19 protein-coding genes are annotated in these 21,166 nt (G+C 49.7%); 15 read left to right on the plus strand and 4 right to left on the minus strand.

The features are described 5' to 3' along the window. The first annotated feature begins 67 nt into the window (after positions 1 to 67). The 12 genes from ACEPSU_RS03170 (at position 68) to ACEPSU_RS03225 (ending at position 11,345) form a co-directional block, all read left to right on the plus strand. Positions 68 to 1,249 (plus strand): MFS transporter, encoded by a 1,182-nt coding sequence (locus ACEPSU_RS03170; protein WP_395322792.1) that lies wholly within the window; start codon positions 68 to 70, stop codon positions 1,247 to 1,249. A gap of 54 nt (positions 1,250 to 1,303) precedes the next feature. Further along, positions 1,304 to 2,146, plus strand: coding sequence for an aldo/keto reductase (locus tag ACEPSU_RS03175; RefSeq protein WP_395322793.1), 843 nt, complete (start codon positions 1,304 to 1,306; stop codon positions 2,144 to 2,146). A 163-nt stretch (positions 2,147 to 2,309) separates the two neighbouring features. Next, positions 2,310 to 3,338 (plus strand): ADP-ribosylglycohydrolase family protein, encoded by a 1,029-nt coding sequence (locus ACEPSU_RS03180; RefSeq protein WP_395322794.1) that lies wholly within the window; start codon positions 2,310 to 2,312, stop codon positions 3,336 to 3,338. Between the two features lie 21 nt (positions 3,339 to 3,359). After that, the gene (locus ACEPSU_RS03185; RefSeq protein ID WP_395322795.1) at positions 3,360 to 4,724 is read left to right on the plus strand and encodes a purine-cytosine permease family protein; all 1,365 of its coding nucleotides are present in this window, start codon (positions 3,360 to 3,362) and stop codon (positions 4,722 to 4,724) included. 1 nt (position 4,725) lies between these two features. Beyond that, on the plus strand, positions 4,726 to 5,604 hold the full coding sequence (locus ACEPSU_RS03190; protein WP_395322796.1) for a PfkB family carbohydrate kinase: 879 nt from the start codon (positions 4,726 to 4,728) through the stop codon (positions 5,602 to 5,604). A gap of 362 nt (positions 5,605 to 5,966) precedes the next feature. Beyond that, positions 5,967 to 7,736 (plus strand): SpaA isopeptide-forming pilin-related protein, encoded by a 1,770-nt coding sequence (locus ACEPSU_RS03195; protein WP_395322797.1) that lies wholly within the window; start codon positions 5,967 to 5,969, stop codon positions 7,734 to 7,736. A gap of 209 nt (positions 7,737 to 7,945) precedes the next feature. Then, entirely contained in the window at positions 7,946 to 8,080 is a 135-nt protein-coding gene (locus ACEPSU_RS03200) for a hypothetical protein (protein WP_020089411.1), read from the plus strand. A 92-nt stretch (positions 8,081 to 8,172) separates the two neighbouring features. After that, a complete protein-coding gene (locus ACEPSU_RS03205) occupies positions 8,173 to 8,742 on the plus strand; it encodes a TetR/AcrR family transcriptional regulator (protein ID WP_020089410.1) in 570 nt (189 codons plus the stop codon). Positions 8,743 to 8,875: 133 nt separating this feature from the next. Then, positions 8,876 to 9,304, plus strand: a complete 429-nt coding sequence (locus tag ACEPSU_RS03210; RefSeq protein ID WP_395322798.1) for a MerR family transcriptional regulator — start codon at positions 8,876 to 8,878, stop codon at positions 9,302 to 9,304. A gap of 14 nt (positions 9,305 to 9,318) precedes the next feature. Beyond that, complete coding sequence (locus ACEPSU_RS03215; protein WP_395322799.1) at positions 9,319 to 9,729, plus strand: cupin domain-containing protein; 411 nt, start codon at positions 9,319 to 9,321, stop codon at positions 9,727 to 9,729. A 14-nt stretch (positions 9,730 to 9,743) separates the two neighbouring features. Beyond that, positions 9,744 to 10,064, plus strand: coding sequence for a carboxymuconolactone decarboxylase family protein (locus ACEPSU_RS03220; protein ID WP_395322800.1), 321 nt, complete (start codon positions 9,744 to 9,746; stop codon positions 10,062 to 10,064). A 150-nt stretch (positions 10,065 to 10,214) separates the two neighbouring features. Then, positions 10,215 to 11,345, plus strand: coding sequence for a glycosyl hydrolase family 8 (locus ACEPSU_RS03225; RefSeq protein ID WP_395322801.1), 1,131 nt, complete (start codon positions 10,215 to 10,217; stop codon positions 11,343 to 11,345). 97 nt (positions 11,346 to 11,442) lie between these two features. Here ACEPSU_RS03225 and ACEPSU_RS03230 read toward each other — a convergent pair whose 3' ends face one another. From ACEPSU_RS03230 to ACEPSU_RS03245, 4 genes are all read right to left on the minus strand, one after another. Beyond that, a complete protein-coding gene (locus ACEPSU_RS03230) occupies positions 11,443 to 12,771 on the minus strand; it encodes an Nramp family divalent metal transporter (protein ID WP_395322802.1) in 1,329 nt (442 codons plus the stop codon). After that, a complete protein-coding gene (gene hemH / locus ACEPSU_RS03235; RefSeq protein WP_395322803.1) occupies positions 12,758 to 13,708 on the minus strand; it encodes a ferrochelatase in 951 nt (316 codons plus the stop codon). Before hemH ends, ACEPSU_RS03230 begins: the two co-directional genes overlap by 14 nt. A 162-nt stretch (positions 13,709 to 13,870) precedes the next feature. Then, complete coding sequence (locus ACEPSU_RS03240; RefSeq protein WP_395322804.1) at positions 13,871 to 14,815, minus strand: GH25 family lysozyme; 945 nt, start codon at positions 14,813 to 14,815, stop codon at positions 13,871 to 13,873. A gap of 178 nt (positions 14,816 to 14,993) precedes the next feature. After that, positions 14,994 to 15,920, minus strand: a complete 927-nt coding sequence (locus ACEPSU_RS03245; RefSeq protein WP_395322805.1) for a matrixin family metalloprotease — start codon at positions 15,918 to 15,920, stop codon at positions 14,994 to 14,996. Positions 15,921 to 16,137: 217 nt separating this feature from the next. Between ACEPSU_RS03245 and ACEPSU_RS03250 the strand changes: the two genes are divergently transcribed. The 3 genes from ACEPSU_RS03250 to ACEPSU_RS03260 are packed head-to-tail and all read left to right on the plus strand — an operon-like array spanning position 16,138 to position 21,007. Further along, positions 16,138 to 16,710, plus strand: coding sequence for a DNA-3-methyladenine glycosylase I (locus ACEPSU_RS03250; RefSeq protein WP_395322806.1), 573 nt, complete (start codon positions 16,138 to 16,140; stop codon positions 16,708 to 16,710). Positions 16,711 to 16,715: 5 nt separating this feature from the next. Continuing rightward, on the plus strand, positions 16,716 to 17,846 hold the full coding sequence (locus tag ACEPSU_RS03255) for an exonuclease SbcCD subunit D (RefSeq protein ID WP_395323536.1): 1,131 nt from the start codon (positions 16,716 to 16,718) through the stop codon (positions 17,844 to 17,846). Further along, complete coding sequence (locus ACEPSU_RS03260) at positions 17,846 to 21,007, plus strand: SbcC/MukB-like Walker B domain-containing protein (protein WP_395322808.1); 3,162 nt, start codon at positions 17,846 to 17,848, stop codon at positions 21,005 to 21,007. Before ACEPSU_RS03255 ends, ACEPSU_RS03260 begins: the two co-directional genes overlap by 1 nt. Positions 21,008 to 21,166 lie beyond the last annotated feature (159 nt).

Genomic DNA, 21,166 nt, shown 5'->3' on the forward strand with positions numbered 1-21,166 from the left:
TTTCTGAAAGATAGTGTATTCTGATAGGTAACGAGTGAAAATTTTAAGATTCAGAGGAGAAAATATCGTGAACAAGTATCGTTGGCAAGCCATCGTCTTTGTCCTGGTGGCATTTATGTTGGGGTGTAATGAATTTATCGTGGTCGGGGTGCTCTCCGACATTGCCAAGGAATATCGCATTCCGGTGGCGACCGTGGGTTATTTGGTGACGATTTTTGCCACGGTTTACGCGGTCAGCACGCCATTTATCACCGTCTTGACGAGTCGGTTTAGTCGCTACAAGACACTCATGACCCTGATGGGCATCTTCTTAGTAGGGAACACACTGAGTGGTTTTGCGATGAACTATCCCGTATTGTTGCTATCTCGCATCATCACGGCGGTAGTGGCCGGGGCAATTATTTCATTAATCATGACCTTTGCCAGTTCGATTGCGCCACGGGAGAAGCGGGCGAGTCTGGTATCGTGGATTTTTGCCGGCTTCAGTATCGCTTCGGTCTTTGGGGTGCCGATTGGGACGGCAATCAGTACGAGCTACAGCTGGCACGACGCCTTCTATTTAATTTCAGTGATTAGTGCTGTGACCTGTGTGCTGTTGGGGTGGTTGTTGCCTCGCGAGGTTGAACAGGTGCAGAGCAGTGTGAAGAATCAATTAGTCCTGCTGAAGGACCCCCGGGTCTACGTGGGGATTGCCCTAGTCCTGTTTACGGCGGCGACGATGTACGCCTATTACACGTACATTCGACCACTGTTGACGACGGCGCTGGGCTTTAGCACGCAGAGTCTGAACTGGTTACTCTTCCTGATTGGGATCATGAGTATCATCAGTAACCGGTTGTCGGGGATGTTGGCGGAACGTAACGGGTTGCGCATCATGCCCCGATTCTACGTGGTCGATGTGATTCTACTGGCCCTACTGCCAATTGGCTTGAACTTTAAGTTTGGTGGCTTGGCGATTCTGTTAGCGATGAGTCTGATCGTGACGATTATCAACTCACCCATTCAGATTCACTTCCTGAACATTGCCGAAGAGGAGTATCCCCAGTCAACGGTATTGGCCTCCTCGTTAAATTCCATCTTCTTTAACTTTGGTATTTCTCTGGGGTCGGCTACGGCGTCCGGCATGCTGGGAACAGTCGGCTTGAATCACATTAGCTTGGGTGCCGCTGGGTATGCTGGAATTTCGTTAATTCTCGCGTTGATCCTGAACCGGGTGATCAAGCGACACCGGCAAAATAGTTTCAATTAAACAAAATTCGCGTTAGAGTTGACTTTAGAGACCAATTAAACAGGAGGTTATTTGATGACAAAAGTACCTGTAGTCACGTTTAATGATGGTTACCAGATGCCAGCTGTGGGTTTGGGAACGTTCCAAGTTCGTGGCGGTCAAGGAGTCAACCAAATTCTGGCGGCGATTCGTGATGGTTATCGGAGTCTTGATACGGCGACGAACTATGATAATGAGGGTGCCGTCGGTGAAGCCATTCGGCAATCCGGCTTGCCACGGTCGGCATTCTTCGTTACGTCGAAGTTGCCGGGTAAGTACCACCGTTATGCGGACGCTACGATGGCCATCCAGGAGTCCCTATATCGCATGGGATTGGATTACTTTGACTTGTATCTGATTCACTGGCCACTCCCGAAGCGTGACCATTACGTGGAAGCTTGGCAGGCTATGATTGATGCTCGGACGCGTGGTTTGATTCGCTCCATTGGGGTCTCAAACTTTGAACCGGAGCATCTGGATCGACTGGTTAAGAAAACTGGCGTGATGCCAGCGGTCAACCAGATTGAAGCTCATCCCTACTGGAACAATCAGCGGATGTTGGCGGCGGACCAGCAGCGGGGGATCATTACCGAGGCGTGGAGTCCACTGGGCCGTGGTAGTGCGGCGTTGAAGGAACCCCTGATTCAGAAGCTAGCGAAGAAATATGAGAAAAATGTGGGGCAGATCATTCTCCGTTGGCACTTCCAACGTGGCATCGTTCCTATTCCGAAGGCCAGCAACCTGTTGCATCAACGGTCTAATCTGAATGTGTTTGATTTTAACCTGACGCCGGAAGAAATGACGGCAATCAACGGGTTGAGTCAAGCTGACGGCCGGATCGATGGTCAAGATCCTAACGAGTATGAAGAATTTGACTAAATAATTGTTTTAGCGTGTGACTAATTGGTTACACGTTTTTTTTGACACTAAATCACTACGGTATCCGAATAATAATATAAATAAATTTGTAAGCGTTCATCTCTGACAAGCGTTTGGAATTCCGGTATAGTGGTGACATTGACTTTTTTAAAGGAGGTGGAACATGGACGATAGGAGTCAAGCACACGTGGCCGATTGCGTTCGTGGCGTTCTGTACGGACAGGCCGTGGGTGACGCCATGGGAATGCCGACCGAGCTTTGGTCGGTATCCCGAATTCATCAGCGGTACCCTGGGGGTGTGACGGATTTTATGGCTGGTCCACGGGAAAACGACATCGCCATGAACTATTTGCGGGGGCAATATACGGATGACACTAGTCAGGCGTTGTTGATTCTGGATAGCTTGCAGGCCAATCAATGGGCGGTGGAGTCTCAGGACTTAGTTCGCCGTTTGCTAGTTTGGGCCCAATCAGTTCACGCGTTTGAACGGAATATCTTGGGTCCCAGTTCGAAGGCGGCTTTGCTGGCAATCCAAGCGGGACAGGATCCACAGGCAATTACGCAAAAAGCTGTGACGAACGGCTGTGCCATGCGAATTGCACCAGTCGGAGCGCTGTTTAAGCCGCAGCAACTGTCTGAATTAGTCGCCATGGTCGTGGCCGTGACCCGCGTAACCCATGCGACTGATGTGGCTTTTAGTGGTGCCGCGATGGTGGCTGGAGCGGTGACTGCAGCGCTGGCTGACTATGACTGGTCGGCGCTGCTGGATTGGGCGCTATTGGCTGGTGATACAGCGGGAAAGCTGGGTACACCCACTTGGGAAGCAAGCCCGCAGGCGCGGTTACGTTTGGGGTTAAAGATTGCTCGGGAGACCCGTGATGATCCGGCTGGATTCACACGTCAATTGGCAGCATTAGTCGGAACAGGGACCGCCGTCAGTGAGTCCGTTCCAGCAGCGTTAACTCTGGCTTACTATGGCCGAGACATGCGCCGCTGCGCTCTATTAGCGGCAAATCTGGGCGGCGATACCGATACGATTGGTGCGATGGCGGTTGCAATTTGTGGGGCCAAACAAGGGTATCAGCAGCTCCCCGCGGGGTGGGGTCCCTTGATTGATCAGCAGAATCCGCAACATCATTTGGCCGATTACGTGACGGCTATCATGGATTTTCGACAACAAACAAATACATAATAATTGAGGAGTAAGGCCTTTATGAATGGGGAAACGATTAAAGTACCACAGAAAGACAAGACGCTGGCACCAGGAAAGTTATTTTACAACTGGTTTGCGGCAAACATTGGCATTATGGGGATTGTCTTTGGGGCAATCATTGTTAGTTATCATTTATCTTTTGTTCAGGCAACGTTAGCTTCGCTGGTGGGGGCACTTTCATTTGCCTTTCCTGGATGGGTCGCGATGATTGGGAAACGCGAAGGCGTGACCACGTTTAAGCTGTCGCGCGCCGCGTACGGGACGCAAGGGAATAAGCTCCCTAATGGGATTGCGTGGGTCAACATGGTTGGCTGGCTCGCGGTCAATGTGATTACCGGAACACTGTTACTAGTGGCACTCCTTCAAGTGATGCATATCGCCAAATCAGACTGGACGGTTGCCGTAGCACTGGCTATTTTTGCCGGGATTGTGATTCTCTCTGGGCTGGTGAATGAAAATGTCTTAGCCAAGATTCAGACTTGGTTGTCCTGGCTATTTGGGATTTTAACAGTCGTGATTTTAGTTCTATTTTTGATGAAAGCTAATTGGCAACAAGCGTTGGCCCAGCCAAGTGGGAAATGGTTAGGCGGCTTTTGGCCCGCCGTGTCAATTGTTGCCGCGGGTTCCGGAATCAGTTGGTCGATGGCCGCGGCCGATTGGGGGGCTTACGTGAAGCCTCAGGCCAGTCAGAGTGCGACGTTCTGGCACACGTTGTTGGGTGGAGCCGTTCCTTTATTCATCCTGATGTGGGGAGGCGTGTTACTGAGTACGGTCGAACCGGGACTGGCCAGCGCCGCCAATCCCATCGAAGTGATGAGTCACGCCTTGCCATCGTGGATGACGGTTATTTACTTCCTAGTCGCAGCAGGGGGACTGATTCCACAATGTATGATCAGTCTGCGTTCGGCACGGATTAATCTGGAAACCGTGGGGATTCGTATCTCGCAGCGGAACTCCCTGATTCTACATGGGGCAATTGTGATTCTGGTTCCCGTATACGTGCTATTCATTTCGGAAAACTTTATGGGGAACTTTGAACTCTTCCTCGGATTCTTGGGAACGTGTCTGGCCGCCTGGGTTGCCGTTTTCCTATGCGATAGTGTTCTCTATCGCCGTGAAGGATATGCCATTAGCGAAATGATGCCGGCTTCGACTAACCGGTACAATTGGAAGGGAATCAGTTCGTGGGTGATTGCGGTGATCACAGGCTTCCTGTTTACTAATAATGCCGTCTGGACGGGTCCGTTTGCTCATGGAATTTTTCGCGACAACAGTTTAGGTGTTTTCGTGGCGGGAATTGTAGCGGTCATTTGCATGGTTGCGTTGAAGCCGGTGGGCAAGCGCCTGACTGAGGAGGTCGATTAGGATGGCACGGGTACTCGTGATTGGAGCGGCTTACGTGGACGTCGTTGTCAACGTTCAGCACCTCCCCCAGAGTGGTGAAGACGTTGCTGGCAATTGGCGCAGTACGCAGGTGGGGGGCTCGGCCTTTAACGTCCAACGCGCGTTGACCTACGCTGGCGTTACCGCGGACTTGTTTGCGCCAGTCGGTCAAGGCGAGCACGCAGCCATTGTGCAAGCGACCTTTCAGCGGCTTGGCATTCCAGTGCTCGTCCGGGATGAAAGTGCTGATAATGGGTGGGACGTTTCGTTCGTGGAGGCTAATGGTGAGCGCGCCTTTCTGTCAATTACGGGTGTTGAGCGTCGGTGGCAAGCCGAATGGTTCGAACGAATTTCGCTTGCAGATTACGACTACGTCTATCTTTCCGGGTATGAATTGGAGGATGCTCGGGCAGCGGATGTCATTTTAACGGCTTTGAGCCAGCAACCGCACCTGCGTGTCTTATTTGATACGTCGCCACGTGTCGGTAGTCTCACGCCAACGGTGCGCCAACGCGTGATCCGACCGGGAATGTTGATTCATGGAAACGTAGTGGAGATTCAGCGGTTGGGAACGCCAACTGAGACCTATCAAGAGACTGCACAACGGCTGAACGTTATTACTGGTGAATTGGTTGTGGTTACACTCGATGCGCAGGGCAGCTACTACGTCGAGCACGGTCAGGGCCACATGGTTCCCGGGACGGCGACGCAGGTCGTCAATACGATTGGCGCCGGTGACACCCATTGTGGGGGCTTATTGGCCGAATTGGCGGCTGGTCATACGACTGCCCAGGCAGTTCAGCGAGCTAACGTCTTGGCTGCTCGAGTTGTTGGGCAACAGGGTGGTGCGTTGGAAATATAGCAAGAAAAGACGGTCGATCCATGAGTGGAGCGGCCGTTTTTGTGTGACTTCTATGAGCCATTTAGTGATTCACTAGCAGATTAAATTAACCATCAAATCGCGTCAGGTCAACGTCAGTGGTGACGCGTTTAGTTATGAGTCAACTTGGAGGCAACAAAAATGCAATGTTGTTATTTACGTTGACGCCAACCACACGAAATGTTTCTCACTGTGATACTGGATTTTCTGTGAGCAGGTATAGTAAATACAGAGCGGTGGAAGTATTGGCAAAGTTAAGTGATTTATAACGCGAGCAATTACTATCATTGATGTTTGGTCAATGAGGCTGACTGTTGGTGAAAGGTGATTGGAGGAGGATTGCGATGCGAAGAAAGGTAACTACCGCCGTAATCGGCGTTCTGATAGTCATCGCCGTTTGTTTAGTTGGCGGCTTCGCTACTGGTGGGATTACCGCTCACGCTGGTAGTGTTGTTGTTTCTGGCTTAGATGGTGGTGACGCGGTTATCACGGATTCCAACGGTAACGTTGTTTCAAATGGGACCGACTTGGGGAAATGGGATAACTATACGTTGGATTACAACTGGAGCATTCCGGATGGGGAAGCCATCAAGGACGGCGATACGGTAACGGTAACGTTCCCACCAACTGCGGTTGGACGACGAGATGTGACGTTCCCATTGTATGATGATAACGGTCAGCAGATTGGGACGTTTAGCATTAAGGAAGGCGAGAGTACCGGGATGATTACGTTTAACGGCGCCCTTGCGAACACCACGAAGGATCGTAAAGGTAGTCTGCAGTTCTATGTTAAAGGGAGTGCTGAGAGTAACAATATCGGCTTAGACTGGGGAATTAACAAGGTCGGTTGGGTTGCTGAACGGAATCCAGACGGGTCCCCTGCTAAGTTAACGTGGAACATTGCCTTTAATCCGAACAGTTCTAAAATGGATAAAGCGGTCATCACGGATAGCTTAGGACCGGGTCAAACGTATATTCCGGGAAGTGTTCATGCGCAGACCGGTAGCTATGATTCAAATGGCTTCTTCACCAGCGATGGTGGCACGATTACGCCCGAGATCAATACCATGGGAAGTACGTTGACCTTTACCTTTAGCAATGTGACGACGGCGGTCAACATGACGTATCAAACAACACCAGAGGTTTCTGGGACTGGTGGTACTTGGAAGAACAATGCTTCACTGAACGGTCAAAGCGTTGGGTCACGGATCGTTTGGGGTGGTAGTGGTACCGGTAACGGTGGTTCTGACCAACAAGTCGGCGAAGTTATCTTGAAGAAGACGGCGGCAGCTAATGGTGAAGTCTTGGCTGGCGCGGTCTACGAGTTGCAAGATTCTACGGGTAAAGTTATCAAGTCCGACTTGGTGACTGATGCTGAGGGAATCATCAAAGTCGATGGCTTGGCTGCCGGCGATTACCAATTCGTCGAAACAACGCCACCAGCAGGTTTTGAATTGAGCAAGACACCGATCCCATTTACGATTAAGGACGGTCAAACGGCTGCAGTAACGGTGGCCGCGGAAGATGTTCGGGAAAATTCAGGCTCTGAGGGTGGTGGCAACCCCGAGAATCCTGGCGGTGTCACGCCACCAACCAATCCTGAGAACCCTGGAACGGAGACGCCAGTAAATCCTGAGAATCCAGAAAATCCTGAAAATCCCGGGACAGAGACGCCAACGAATCCTGAGAATCCGCAGAATCCTGAAAAGCCAACGAAACCGACCAAGCCAGTTAACCCCGTTAAACCAGTAAAGCCGGTTAAGCCGGTTAAGCCAATTAAGCCGACTAAGCCGACTAAGCCAACTAAACCTGGTACAACGACTCATCAGCCGGGAAGCTCTGTGACCTATCCAGCAGGAAGCGGGAGTCAGCAACCTGTCGCTGGTGGTGCGGGTGCGTACACAACTAGTGGTAGTGGCAATGGCGGCCACGCTGGGGCTGTGAGTGGTCAACCAGCGGGCAGTGGTAACGGTGCCGGCGCTGGGTCAGGACAGTATGTAGGCAAGACCTTGCCACAGACCGGTGAACGTTCTACTCGGCCAGTAACGTGGATTGGTGTGGCCTTACTCCTGGCTAGTGGACTCGGGTTTGTTGCTTTGAAGCGCAAGGATTAACCGTTTTAGACGCTAATGTTAAGCGGCAGTCTGTGGAGCACGCAGGCTGCCGTTTTATCGAAATATTTATAACAGAATTAACTATCTTAGCTGACAACTATATGCTATACTGAGTGAAATTCAAGTTCAGCTTATGAATCATTCTTCGGGGAGTTACTATATTTATCGCTGGTCAGTTTAATTGGCGGATAGTTAAATGGGAGGACAATATGAAACAGTCGGCGGAATTCAAACGTAGTTGGTTATTAGCGATGCTGGGGAGCGCGTTAATTGGTGGCGGTTATGGTCAAGCGTGGGCGCCTATGGCCGAATTGTTCCGGCACGAGAACAACATATTAAGATAATAATATTTTAGGTGATAAACAGGTAATGTAGTTTAAGTTAAAGCCCTTTCAATGTATAATAATCTAGAAGAACTTCAGGAAGAGGCGAGAACATGGTAAAACGGCGAACGTTGACTAGGGAGATTGTTTTGGACCGTGCGGATCAGCTGATTGCAGAACGAGGATTGGATAATCTGACGATTCGAGCCTTAGCAGACGCGTTAGAAATTCGGCCGCAGTCCGTTTATAACTATGCAGATAGTTTAACGGATCTGTTGGATCAGGTGGGCTTGCGGTTTGTCAATCAGCTCAGTGAGCGACTTATGCGACGTTTATTTGGGGTGGGGGGTAAGGAAGCCTTGATGGTCTTCGCCCAGGAGTTTCGCAAGGGGTGCCGTCATGAGAAGCATCTGGCCCCCATCTTAATCAACCCGAATGATCTGCGACAGTTGAAGCGTACCCATCAAGCATTGAGTGATTTATACAATCAAATGTTTCGGAGTCTACACCTCTTGGATGGTGCGGATAATCACAGTCTGGTGGAATCGACACTCTATCGGTCGGCCTTATTTGGTTTTATCATGCAAGAACTAGGGGGTTATTTAACGTTGCCTCAGCGTAAGATTGATGAACGTTTCCAGCTGATGATGCAGTTGGCAATCGATCAAATTGCGGTGGAATAATAACGAGGAGAGTTTGGGACTAGTTCTCAAACTCTTTTCTCATACATAGAAAAATTTTGCAAAATGAGGGTTGACTTAAAGTGCACTCGAAGGTGTTTACTAGGTCGTGTAAGGAATTCAAGGAGGCGGTTTGATGGCTGAAGCACAGCGGCATTACTGGATTGGTGAGTTTGCCAAATTAGTTGGTCTATCCACGTACACGTTACGATATTATGAGGATCAGGGGCTGGTGAAGTCCCAGCGTGATGAGAATGGTGTGCGGTATTACACCGACGAAGATATTCGCTGGGTGGGCTTCATTTTGCATCTGAAAGGAACGGGGATGCGGCTCAATGATTTGAAGCGTTACGTTAAGCTGCGGGCCAAGGGCGATGCGACCATTCCAGAACGACGTGCGATGCTACAGAAGACCAAGGATGATGCCGAGGCTGATATCGCGGAACTTCAGATGCACCTGCAAGTACTGAGCCGAAAAATCGATTGGTACGATGGTAAGGTGGATCAGTCCATTGCCGATTCCGAGAGTTTCCATGATTATTTACAACGATTCAATGACAAGTGAAGGAGCGTTTTAAGATGGCAAAAAATGAAGATATTAAGAACGGTGTTATTTTTCCGGCTGGCGATAAGAATGTCGCCTATCAAGACTTTTTCACCGGTCAAAGCTACTTACAAGGCTTAGTGAATGATCCGGATGTTAGTGTGGGTGTCGGTAACGTGACCTTTGAACCCGGTTGCCGAAACAACTGGCACATTCATCACGATGGATTTCAGATTTTGCTGGTTACCGGTGGTGAGGGTTGGTATCAAGAAGCTGGCCAACCCGCTCGGCGGTTACATGCTGGTGACGTTGTTGTGACCAAAGATGGCGTCAAGCACTGGCACGGTGCAACTAAGGACAGTTGGTTTAGTCATATCGCCATTACGGCCGGAACTCCAGAATGGCTGGAACCCGTTGACGACGCTCATTATGATGTTTTAGACTAGGAGGCTAGTAAATTATGGCTAAGAAACAAACGGCTGGTCGGGATAACTTGGGTGAATTTGCTCCTAAGTTTGCTGAACTGAATGACGATGTCTTGTTTGGGCAAGTTTGGTCGCGAGAGGAACAATTGTCTGCGCACCAGCGGAGTTTGATCACGATTTCTGCGCTGATCTCTGGGGGAAACTTTGAGCAGTTGCCCGCACACATGAAGATTGGCAAGGGCAACGGTATCACCAAGGATGAAATTGCCGAAGTGATCACGCATTTAGCCTTCTACGTTGGCTGGCCTAAAGCGTGGTCTGCATTTGGTATTGCGAAGGAAGTCTTTAGAGACTAGCTTGAATTACGTCTCACGACCAATGATGGTTGTGGGGCGTATTTTTTTCGGGTCAAAAAAGTGCGGGTGGGCCATTTCCGGCGACAATTCTAAGGAAATATTGCATAATTGAAGGAAGCAACCTATTCTGAAATTGAGGAGTCAGACAACATGCGAAAACGGAAAATTTTAGCTAATTTATTGGGTATCGTGTTTGTCGGCGGCCTCGTCTGGGGATTAACCAGCATTCAACCAACGCCGGCCCAGGCCAAGACTAGCCAAGCAGTTACCCAGTACAAACAGTGGCAGAAGGTGTACGTGGGTGGTAAGACGCAGAAATATGTGAAATCTAATAACGGGCAAGGCACCACAACCGCGCTATCCGAGGGTCAGGGTTATGGGATGCTAGCGGCCGTGCTGGCAGCCAAGAAGGGGGCCAATACCCACGCCACCTTTAATCAAATGTACAAGTATTATCGGGCTCACCGGGTCTCTAGTAAGGTGCCACTGATGCAGTGGCAACAGACCAAGCGTTCTGGCAAGATGACGAGTACCGGCTCACAGAGAAACTCTGCGACCGATGGGGATTTAGACATTGCGTACGCGTTAATTTTGGCTGATAAGAAGTGGGGCAGTAAGAAGACTAATTATCGGGCAGCGGCTAAGAAGCTCATCAAGGCTATTAAGCAAAAGGAAATCAACAAGACAACCTATTTGCCAACGATGGGAAATTGGGCCACGAACAGTTACGATGTCAGCAAGCTGCGGTCCTCAGATCTGATGACCGGCTACTTCAAGACGTTCGCTAAGTACACCAAGGATAGTACCTGGACCAAGGTTGCTAAACGCAGTCAAGTCGCCGTTAAGAAACTTAGTGCACGGCATAAGACGGGACTATTCCCCGATTTTATCTTGGCAACGGGCAAGAGCATCAAGCTCAAGGCCGTTAAACCTTACAGCATCGAATCTGGGACCGATAATCAAGTCGGGTATAACGCTAACCGGGTTCCGTGGCGCTTGGCACAGACGTACAAGCTCAGTAAGGATAGTGTGACCAAGAAAGCCTTGACGAAGCAGCTGACCTTCTTCAACAAGAAAAAGAAGATTACCGCTGTTTACACGCTAGGTGGGCGAGCTGTCAATAGTTACGTGAACACGGCGTTTACGGCGCCGGTCCACTTTGCGGCTACGACCATGAAGAAGACGTCATTGAAGAAGAAAACGGCTAAGCAGATGCCTAAGTCTATTGAAAAACACAATTACTATTCCGCCACGTTACAAGTGGTGACTGAGTTATCGTAAGGAAAGCTTGAGACTAGCTTGCCAAGCGGTATCTGATGTAGCAAGGAACATTTAGAGACGTAACGAGGACTCTGGCGATTGCCAAGGTCCTCGTTTTTTATAGCAAGTCTAATAAGAATTGAAGGTTAAAAATTGTGATCACTGCAGTTAAGCAGTACCCTACCAGTGTGACCCAGCGGCGATTGGCGTGTGTCCCCAGTAGGTGGTGGTTGCCCGTCAACGCGACCATTGGAAATAGTGTAAACGGCAGGGCAATGCTGAGCGTTACCTGAGCGTAGACAATCAAATGCTCAAATGTGCGGTCGTTAAAGCCAATTAGCCAGCCAATAATTAGGATGGGAATCAGTGTCACGAACCGGGTTAGTAGGCGGCGTTGCCAGAGCGGCAGGCGAATGTGAATGTAGCCCTCCATCACAATCTGACCGGAGAGGGTGCTGGTGATAGAGGAAATCAGACCGGTAATCAGCAGAGCAAAGGCAAATAACCAACTCATCAGAGGACTGGCAAGATTGCCGACAATTGTCGAATCTTGTAAACCGTTAAAGACGGCCTGCAGACTGGATAACTGGCCGGTTCGACCAAAGAAGAGGGTACCGCCAAGAATCAGTAAGAGCGCGTTCACAATTAGCGCAGCAAATAAGTGGACGTTGGAATCCCATTTGCCAAAACGGAGTGCCTCGTTAACTTGGGCGGGGTCGTGCACATCGTAGCGCCGACTCTGGGCCAACGAGGAGTGGAGGTAGAGGTTGTGAGGCATGATGGTTGCCCCAATGATCCCAACACTCAGAATTAGTTTGGAGTGGTCTGTCAGCAAACTAGTAGTGGGGATGACACCTTGCAGGATGGCGGGGACGGCCGGGTGAGCCCGACCAACTTCAATGGCGAAAATGATGCCAACCGTCAGAATTGCAACCAGAACGATGAACTCAACGCGGCGAATGCCAAAGCGCAGGAAGCGGAGCACAATCAAAACATCTGCAATTGTGAGAAGGATGCCGTAGACCAGCGGTAAGCCTAGTAGTAGCTTTAGTGCGATGGCAGTCCCGACAACACCAGTCAGATCGGTGGCCATCATGGCAATTTCATTGAGTAGCCAGAGAATGTAGCGAATGGGAGTGGGGACTCGTGCTGCGATGGCCTGCGCAAGGTCGCGACGGGCGACAACGCCTAATTTGATAGCGAGGGTCTGCATGAACATGGCGACGAGAATGGCGATTACCAGAACGGCTAGGAGTTGATAGCGATATTGACTCCCACCGGCTAGTGACGTGAGCCAGTTACCGGGATCCATGTAACCCACGGCCACTAAGGCTCCGGGACCGCTGTACGCGAGAAACTTTTGAAAGAATGATGCCCCGTTGTTGGGAACGGCAACACTCTGATTGACTTCGTCGAGACTGGGACGGTCTGGATTAGGCATGGACATCACGGACCTTTCGTCGCGCGAGGTTGGCTAGAACCTTGGCAAAACGGGGATCATCATTCATGGGCGGGACCATTTGGAAAGTGTCACCACCGCTGGCCTTAAATATTTGATAGTTCTGAACGTAGTCTTCCTCTAGCGTTTCTAGGCAGTCGGCTACGAAGGACGGTGTCGCAATTAAGACGTTGCGTTTGCCCAGTTCGACTAGTTGCATTAACGTGTTTTTGAGATAGGGCTTCTGCCAAGGCATCGGGCCAAATTTAGACTGGTAGACGGTCTGAACCTTGGTGGCAGGCAGGTTGGGTAGGCGTGCCAGTACGCCCTGAGTCGTGGCCTGACATTCCGTAGGGTAGGGATCGCCGTGAGCGACCATGGCGCTGGGAATGCTGTGGTAGCTGAAGAGGACGGCATCAAAGCTTCCCTGCTGATAAGCCTGCCACACCTGGTCGGCTAACAGATCGAGGTAAGCACTGTCCTGATAGAAGTGGCGAATGGTGATCAGTGGTGCCTGACTGGTCGCCGCCTGCTTGAAGATTGCGTCGTGGGTACTTTGTGTGTATTGTGGAAAGAGTGGGAGAAGCACGATATTATCACAACCCGCCCGTACCATGAATTTCAGCGTTTTAGCAATATCCGGTTCACCATAGGTCATGGCGTAACGAACATCCCAACCGGGTAGCTGTGATTGTACCTGTTGTGTGATACGTTGGGTATAGACAATCAGTGGCGAACCTTCCTTGGTCCAGATGTGTTGGTAAAAGGTTGCTGACCGCCATGACCGCAATGGTAGGATTATGCCCCGCAGGATCGGCTGCCACAGTGCGGGTGGCATTTCAATCACGCTACGGTCACTGAGAAATGTTTTGAGATAAGCCCGGACATCCGCGGTTTGTGGCGATGCCGGTGAGCCTAAATTAACCAGTAGTAAACCTTGATGCATAATGAGACCCCCCAGGTATTAATAAGTTTATGATAGCATAATTAATCGCTTTCATAACTGACCATGCGCGCAAATCTCGTGTTGGGTGCTCATGGTTGCGTGTCATCAGCGTGTGGGGACGAAAAAAGACATCCCGCGGGATGTCTTTTTCAACGTATCATTTTAGTAAGTTGCCACGTATGCCTTGTTGGCCGTGACGTAATGCCCGTTCGTTAATTGGAAACGGTAGGCATTTTTATTGTTCTTGGTGATGGCCTTAACGGCTAACTTAGTGCCAGCCTTGACCTTAGTACTCCGCTTGTTACTGGTGAATGACGTAGACTTGTATTCGTAAACGGTCTTCTTCGTCTTGATACCAGTAACGTCGTCAGCACTCTTGAAGTAACTAACTTTGGCCTTCTTGTCGTTACCAGAGAACCACTTGTTAACGGCAGAACTGTCTAAGACCTTGTTCAAGTCAACGTTTCCGCTGATTCCAGAAACCCGACCTTTGCTGGTGTATTGCCACAAGTCAACGGACGTGCCGGCAACCTTAGGCTTAATAGAACTGTACTTGGCAATCCAAGTCCCATCGAACTTATCAAAGTTCAGCTTGTGAGAGTTCGCGTAGTATTCGCCGGCGTACATGATCAGAGGCTTGTCGGTCAGGCCACGCATCGTCTTCAGCCAAGCATTGACGTAAGTTTGTTCCTTACCCTTAGCAGAAGGCATCCGCTTTTCTTCATCAAGGACAAAGAACTTGGTGTGTTTGTTACTGCGCTTGTAGAAGTCCTTGGCTTCTTGTTGGGCATCCTTAACACTCGTGAATTCGGCGAACATATATTGGCCGAATGGAACACCATACTTGTAAGCCCCATTAGCGTTGACGTTCCGCTTGCTATCGATCATATAACCAGCGTCGCCCTTGCTTCCGTGTTGCACACGAATGATAGCGTACTTTAAGTCCTTAGATGCTTTCTTCCAGTTAACGTTTCCTTGATATTGCGAAATGTCGGCAACTTTCTTACCAGCGGCGTTAGCAGTAGTCGTGTTTAATCCAACCCCGACGGCTAATACAGCGGCAAAGGCCGCAACACCTGCAACTAACTTATGTAACTTAATTTGCATGAATACATCCTCCTCAGTCTTTGCCTTTCATTGTACACGGTGTGACCGGCTAACAGGTTACTACAGATTTACAATTGATTACAGTTAGATTGCAAGAGTAAAGAAAGCGTTTGGGTGGAAGGTAGACGACAACAAAAAAGTCATTCGGGAAATTCCGAATGACTCAGTTCGTGTAAATTTAATGGACAGCCGTATAAATCTTCAGAGCAAGCTTGGCTCGGTTCTTATCGGTCTTCGTAATCGGGTTGTACTTGGACAATCCTTGGTTGACCTTCTTGTAGCTGTAAACGTTGTTGCTGCCGCTCTCAAAGTACATGAGGTCAGACTTCTTAGGGGAATGATTCAGCCCCATCACGTGGCCTAACTCATGGGCAATCGTGCTGGCGTATTCATACATCCGTCCATTCTTGGCCACGGTATTGACACCCTTAACTTCGTTTTTAAGCGTTGCATAGGCTGGCAATGACTTCTCGACGGATTCGGCTTCAGCATTGAATTCAGTCTGGTAATTGCTGTCAGTAGAAGTGACGCCCCTGGCAGCCAAGTTAGCCTTGGCTTTGGCTTCAATCGTCTTAGCATACTTCTTGTAGAAGGCATCGTTAAGTTGACTTGTCATAGCAATCCCAATATTCTTTGTTTCGGCTTGGTAGTAAGACCAGCGAACTTGCAGTTTCTTCTTGCCAGGTGTCCACCATGCATCACTCTGATCGTTCTTCGTTGCCTTGGCTTTGGAGACGGAGAAGGTCAAGGTGTGATGCTTCTTAGAACCCTGAACGAATTCTTTCTTACCGAGCTTCTTATTCCAATAATTCATGGCAATCTTGACGCTACTTTTGAGCTTGGCGTCTTTGGTGTTGATGTAGACAGTCGCTTTACCATTCTTTTTAAGCCCAGTTTGGGCGTCGAATGCCAGCTTGTACTTCTTTCCTAAGGTCTTGGCGTGCTTCCGATAATAACGCGCTGACTTCTTTAGAATTGCTGATGAAGGGTTCACGCTGGCCGCTTGAGCGGTAACGGTGCTGGTGGCAATGGCCGGTACGAATAATAGGGCCGATGCTGCCGCAACCAGTAAGGACCGAATTCTTAAATGGTGTGATCTGTGCATGATGCTAACCTCCTCAATTCCCCAAAACGTAACATTTACAATAACATAGACTTTTCTACGAAGGGGGTCAAGTAAAAAAATCAACAAATTATTTTGTAGTTTCATCAGTAACGGTGGGGATGATACCGGTTTCAAAAATATAAAAGTGAACATTTGTTCGGGTGTTTTCGATAGTAATCTGGTATAGTAAAGTCAGCAGAAAAAAGGAGGTTTCCTGATGGTCAAACGGTGTGAATGGGCAACGTCTTCGCCCAAGATGCAACGCTATCACGATGAGGTGTGGGGGCGGCCAGAACATGATGAGCAGAAGCTATTTGAGTTACTTTGCTTGGAAACGTATCAAGCGGGACTGAGTTGGCAGACCGTGTTAAATAAACAAGCAGCCTTTGAGACAGCTTTTCATAACTTTGACGTGGCAACGGTGGCAGTCATGAAGCCTGCCGAGATCGATCAGTTGATGACTAATGTCGCCATTATTCGGAATCGCCGTAAGCTTGAGGCAACGATCAATAATGCCCAGGTCTTGCGCAATTGGTCGGAAGCTACAGATTTTTCAACTTGGTTGTGGGCGTTTGTCGGTGATCGGCCAATCCGTCATCATCTAACCAGCGCCAGTCAAATTCCCGGGACAACCGATCTTGCCCAGCATATTTCTCGAGAAATGAAGAAACGGGGATTTAAATTTGTTGGTCCTAAGACGGTCTATTCATTCTTACAGGCTGCGGGGTTGGTCAACGACCACCTCATGTCTTGCGATTGGGCACCTGAGAATCAACGGGAAAGGGGATAAGTTTCATGCGATTTTTACATACAGCCGATTGGCATATTGGTAAGAAGCTTCATGGGTATGACTTACTGACGGAACAACGGGACGCTTACGAGCAGATTAAGGCTATTGCAATCGCTGAAAAGGTTGACGCCGTGGTGATTGCCGGCGATCTTTATGATCGTGCACTTCCCAGTGAGGATGCGGTTAGTACCTTAGATACCATGTTAGTCGATCTGAACCGGCACCACCATTTTCCATTGCTGGCAATCAGTGGTAATCATGATTCAGCGGTACGTTTGAGCCAGGGGAGTGAGTGGTTTAGCAGTACCGACTTTTACCTGAATACCCGGATTGCGGATAGTGTCAAGCCAGTTGTGCTCGGTGATACGCAGTTCTTTCTATTACCTTATTTTGAGCCGTTTGCGGTCCGGCAGTATTTTGACGATGACAGCATTAAGACGGTAGCGGCGGGAATGGAACGACTGGTTGCTGCCATGCAGGAGCAGTTTGCGCCGGACAAGAAGCATGTGCTGATTGCTCACTTCTTTGCGGCGGGGAGTCAACACAGTGATTCGGAAACATTGGTGCAAGTGGGGGGCCTGAATGCAGTCCCTGTCGACTTGTTGAAGCCGTTTGACTACGTGGCGTTAGGCCATTTACATCGGAAAGAAGCCTTGCAGAATGAACCAACAATTAAGTACAGTGGTTCACCCTTGAAATTTTCAACTAGTGAGGCCGAGGATACCAAGGGCGTTTGGATTGTTGATACAGACCCAACCCCAGTATCTGTGACGTTTAAACCCTTAAAACCCCTGAATGACTTGGTGGTCCTGACCGATTCTTTTACGCACTTAATGGACCCCGAGGTCAGCTATTCCGTGAAGGCAGAAGACTTTATTGCGATAGAGTTAACTGATACCACGCCAATTGCGAATGTGATGCAGCGATTGAAGACGCGTTTTCCAAGGATCATTGAACTGCAGCGGGTTAACCAGTTGGATGTGACGCCGGAAACCCTTAATATCGAAGAGGTTCAGCGCGATCCCCTGACGTTGCTAGATGACTTTTTTGAGACGGTGACGGACCACACCCTGACTAAACAGCAAGGAAATTGGGCGAAACAGACGTTGCAGCAGGCTATGAAGGAGGAAAAATAATGCGACCACTAACACTACACCTCCAATATTTCGGCCCGTACCGTGATGAGGAGATTAACTTTCAAAAGTTTGATGCGACGCCTCTATTTCTGATCAGCGGAAAAACCGGAAGTGGGAAGACGACTATCTTTGATGGGATGTGCTATGCCCTATTCGATCAGTCCTCTGGTGTGGATCGGGAACCTCAGGAAATGCGGTCAGACTTTGCTACGACTGCGGATCATACGCGTGTGACCTTTGAATTTAATCACCGTAATCGGCGTTATCGAATTATTAGAGAACCTGCCCAAACCCTGCAGAAAAAGCGTGGTTCTGGCGTGACGCGGGCTGCCGCTAGCGTTGAACTCACGGTGTTTGAGAACGGAACTGAAATAGACCAGTTAACGAAAGCGCGACAGGTCAATGACTATTTGCAAGACCTTTTACAGATGGACGGCAAGCAGTTTGCCCAGATTGTCTTGTTGCCACAGGGAGAATTTCGCCGCTTCTTAGTAGCGCCTAGTGAAGATAAGGCCGCAGTTTTGGAGCAATTGTTTAACACCGAGATCTTTGCCCAATGGACAGACAAGTTGCGTGATAAATTACGTCAAGATCGGACACAGAATGCGGAAGCTGCAAAAGAATTGGAACGATTGGAGACAAGTCTGACTTGGACGACGGCCAATCAGGAGCGCGCCGAGGCTTTATTACAGGCAAAGCAGACAACGGAATTGTTGGCGCTGATGGCAACGCAACAGACTGCGGCGCAAACGGTAATTCAAGAGCTCACGACTCAGGTAACGACTGCTCAGCGGCAGGTTACACAGCTGACACAGCAGGACACGCGTGAGGAACAACTCGTTCATGATCAACATCAGTTAGTCCAAGCACAAGAACGTCAGCACGCGTTAGTGATACAGGAGCCAGCCATGGCCGCGTTACATCAATTGATCACGGAGCTGGAGTGGACCCAACAGATTCGACCGCAGTGGCAAGAGCGCGAATTCGCCCAAACTAATCAGCAACGTCGTCAATTAGCAGTGACGCAAGCGCAGGCGCAATCAACTACGGCTCAGTCGGTCCAGCAAAAGGCACTAGCGGCCCAACAGCGGTTGGCGCCAGTGGAAGTGCGGATTAATAAGACAAAGGATCAGCTGGCGCAACAGGCTAAGATCAAGCCGATTTATCGGCAGATTGCAGAGTTGACCCAACAAGTTGCTTCTGCCCAAAATTCATTGTTGGCCGCTCAACAGCGCGTTACCGCAGGGCAACAACAGCAACAGAAGAATCAGAAAGACCAGCAGGCACAGCAAACAGTGATTGCGACCCAGACAAAGCTTTATCAAACGCAACAGACATTGACCCAGCAGGCCGGACAGCTAAAGGAATGGCGTCGACAATTGGCAGATTTGCAGGTAGGTGACCAACGCCAGCGGACGTTAACGCAGCAGGTGGCCAGTTTAGGGACACAAGTGACCGCGCAAACCACAGCAGCAGAGGTTGCACAGCAGCACGCCGAAGAGCTAAATCAAGAACTCTTAGCCCATGAAATCGTCCGATTAGTTGGTCAACTGAAGCCGGGTAGTCCGTGCCCAGTTTGTGGCTCGACTGAGCATCCAGCACCTACCGCTATCGCTGATACGACGGTTACGGAGGCGGAGGTTCAGGCTGCACAAGCGCAAGCTCAGCAGGAACAGGATCGACTGACGAAGCTGACGACCCAACTGCAGAATTTGCAAACAACGCTAACCGAGTTGAAGGAACCACAACAACGGGGGTTGACTGAACTTTTAGAAAACGTTGGCTTGCCTGAGACTAGCGAGGATGTTAATCAGTTTGATCAGCTCAGTCAACATTTTGAGCAGTTGGCGGCCACACAACGGGCTAATCAAACCCGGAATGAGCAACAATTGCAGGCAGTAACAGCCGCCCAGCACGCTCTTGAGCAATTGACGGTCGCAGCATCCAAGCTGACCCAGCAATTGGAGGCTGACCAGATTGCCCAGCAAGATGAAACCAGCCATGTGGATCGATTGACGGCGCAACTGGCGACGCAAAAGCAACAACTGCCCGCTACAGCCCCGACGTTGGCTGAATTCCAGCAGCAAGAAACGAACTTGCAAAAGCAATTGCAGTCGGACCAACAGACTTGGGACGCGGCGGCTAAGCAAGTGACACAGGCCAATGAGCGACTGACGGTTGCCATAACTGAAGAAAAGACGGCCGCACAAGAGCTGACGCAGAGTGAGCAGCGACTAGCCCAAGCTGATAGTGTGGTGCAAACGTTAATGGCTAAGCATTTCGAGACGGTTACTGAGAAAACAGAAGCCATTGTGACCACCCAACTAGCACAACTCGATACGTTGACTGCTAAACGTCAGAAGTTACAAGATTTTCGTACGCAACAGGAACAGGTTACAACTACGATTGCCGAGCTGAAGAAGCGCGTGTTGGATCAGCCAGAACCAGATCGCAATCAAACGCAAGTTGCACTGAAAGCGGCGACAGAAAAAGTTGTTAGTTTGCAGGACCAACGACACGGGCAACAGGATCAGTATCAACACAACCAACAGGTGACCACGCAGTTGCAAACGCAGATCGACCAACGGGCCGTCGCTCTCAAGAAAACCCAAGAGCTTACTGAACTCGTAGGGGTTGTCAACGGGGATGGTCCCAATAGCAAATTGGGATTGGAACGATACGTTTTGCAGACTTACTTGCGACAAATCTTGACGGTGGGTAACCAGCGCTTGCAGCAGTTGACCAATGGTCGTTATCAATTCTTAGTGGACGATCAACCAGCCACGTATAAGAAAAACTCTGGGTTGGAAATCAACGTTTATGATGATCACGTTGGTGAGCAACGTAGCGTGCATACCCTGTCTGGTGGGGAAAGCTTTATTGCAGCTTTAGCCTTAGCTCTGGCCTTGGGCGAAGTTATTCAGCAGACTACGGGTAGCGTGGATGTTGATGCATTGTTTATCGATGAAGGATTTGGTTCCCTCGACGAAGATGCCTTGATGACTGCACTGGAGTCACTTGAGACGGTTGAAGGTCAGCATCGCATGATTGGCATCATCAGTCATGTGAGTGAACTCCGCGCACAGGTGCCCAATCAATTGCAGGTTGTTAGCAATGGCAATGGTGAAAGCAAAATTACTTATCAAATTGATGAAAGCTAAAAAAGAGTCGTCATCGATGGTGGCGGCTCTTAGCAGGAAAGTATGTCGTGGCTGACGGGACTGTGTCTGAAAAGGGAGGATAACTGGGGTGACTAACGAGCAGGCCTACTGATAATCGAGGTGATGGACTCTGCCTGTTCTGGTCGGCGACACAAACGT

It is taken from the genome of Levilactobacillus parabrevis (assembly GCF_044051715.1).
Taxonomy (GTDB): domain Bacteria; phylum Bacillota; class Bacilli; order Lactobacillales; family Lactobacillaceae; genus Levilactobacillus; species Levilactobacillus parabrevis.

Bases quoted from the DNA above. Each gene is read 5' to 3' on its own strand.
- ACEPSU_RS03175 (WP_395322793.1), top strand. From the start codon at position 1,304: ATGACAAAAGTACCTGTAGTCACGTTTAATGATGGTTACCAGATGCCA.
- ACEPSU_RS03180 (WP_395322794.1), top strand. From the start codon at position 2,310: ATGGACGATAGGAGTCAAGCACACGTGGCCGATTGCGTTCGTGGCGTT.
- ACEPSU_RS03185 (WP_395322795.1), top strand. From the start codon at position 3,360: ATGAATGGGGAAACGATTAAAGTACCACAGAAAGACAAGACGCTGGCA.
- ACEPSU_RS03190 (WP_395322796.1), top strand. From the start codon at position 4,726: ATGGCACGGGTACTCGTGATTGGAGCGGCTTACGTGGACGTCGTTGTC.
- ACEPSU_RS03195 (WP_395322797.1), top strand. From the start codon at position 5,967: ATGCGAAGAAAGGTAACTACCGCCGTAATCGGCGTTCTGATAGTCATC.
- ACEPSU_RS03200 (WP_020089411.1), top strand. From the start codon at position 7,946: ATGAAACAGTCGGCGGAATTCAAACGTAGTTGGTTATTAGCGATGCTG.
- ACEPSU_RS03205 (WP_020089410.1), top strand. From the start codon at position 8,173: ATGGTAAAACGGCGAACGTTGACTAGGGAGATTGTTTTGGACCGTGCG.
- ACEPSU_RS03210 (WP_395322798.1), top strand. From the start codon at position 8,876: ATGGCTGAAGCACAGCGGCATTACTGGATTGGTGAGTTTGCCAAATTA.
- ACEPSU_RS03215 (WP_395322799.1), top strand. From the start codon at position 9,319: ATGGCAAAAAATGAAGATATTAAGAACGGTGTTATTTTTCCGGCTGGC.
- ACEPSU_RS03220 (WP_395322800.1), top strand. From the start codon at position 9,744: ATGGCTAAGAAACAAACGGCTGGTCGGGATAACTTGGGTGAATTTGCT.
- ACEPSU_RS03225 (WP_395322801.1), top strand. From the start codon at position 10,215: ATGCGAAAACGGAAAATTTTAGCTAATTTATTGGGTATCGTGTTTGTC.
- ACEPSU_RS03230 (WP_395322802.1), bottom strand. From the start codon at position 12,771: ATGTCCATGCCTAATCCAGACCGTCCCAGTCTCGACGAAGTCAATCAG.
- hemH (WP_395322803.1), bottom strand. From the start codon at position 13,708: ATGCATCAAGGTTTACTACTGGTTAATTTAGGCTCACCGGCATCGCCA.
- ACEPSU_RS03240 (WP_395322804.1), bottom strand. From the start codon at position 14,815: ATGCAAATTAAGTTACATAAGTTAGTTGCAGGTGTTGCGGCCTTTGCC.
- ACEPSU_RS03245 (WP_395322805.1), bottom strand. From the start codon at position 15,920: ATGCACAGATCACACCATTTAAGAATTCGGTCCTTACTGGTTGCGGCA.
- ACEPSU_RS03250 (WP_395322806.1), top strand. From the start codon at position 16,138: ATGGTCAAACGGTGTGAATGGGCAACGTCTTCGCCCAAGATGCAACGC.
- ACEPSU_RS03255 (WP_395323536.1), top strand. From the start codon at position 16,716: ATGCGATTTTTACATACAGCCGATTGGCATATTGGTAAGAAGCTTCAT.
- ACEPSU_RS03260 (WP_395322808.1), top strand. From the start codon at position 17,846: ATGCGACCACTAACACTACACCTCCAATATTTCGGCCCGTACCGTGAT.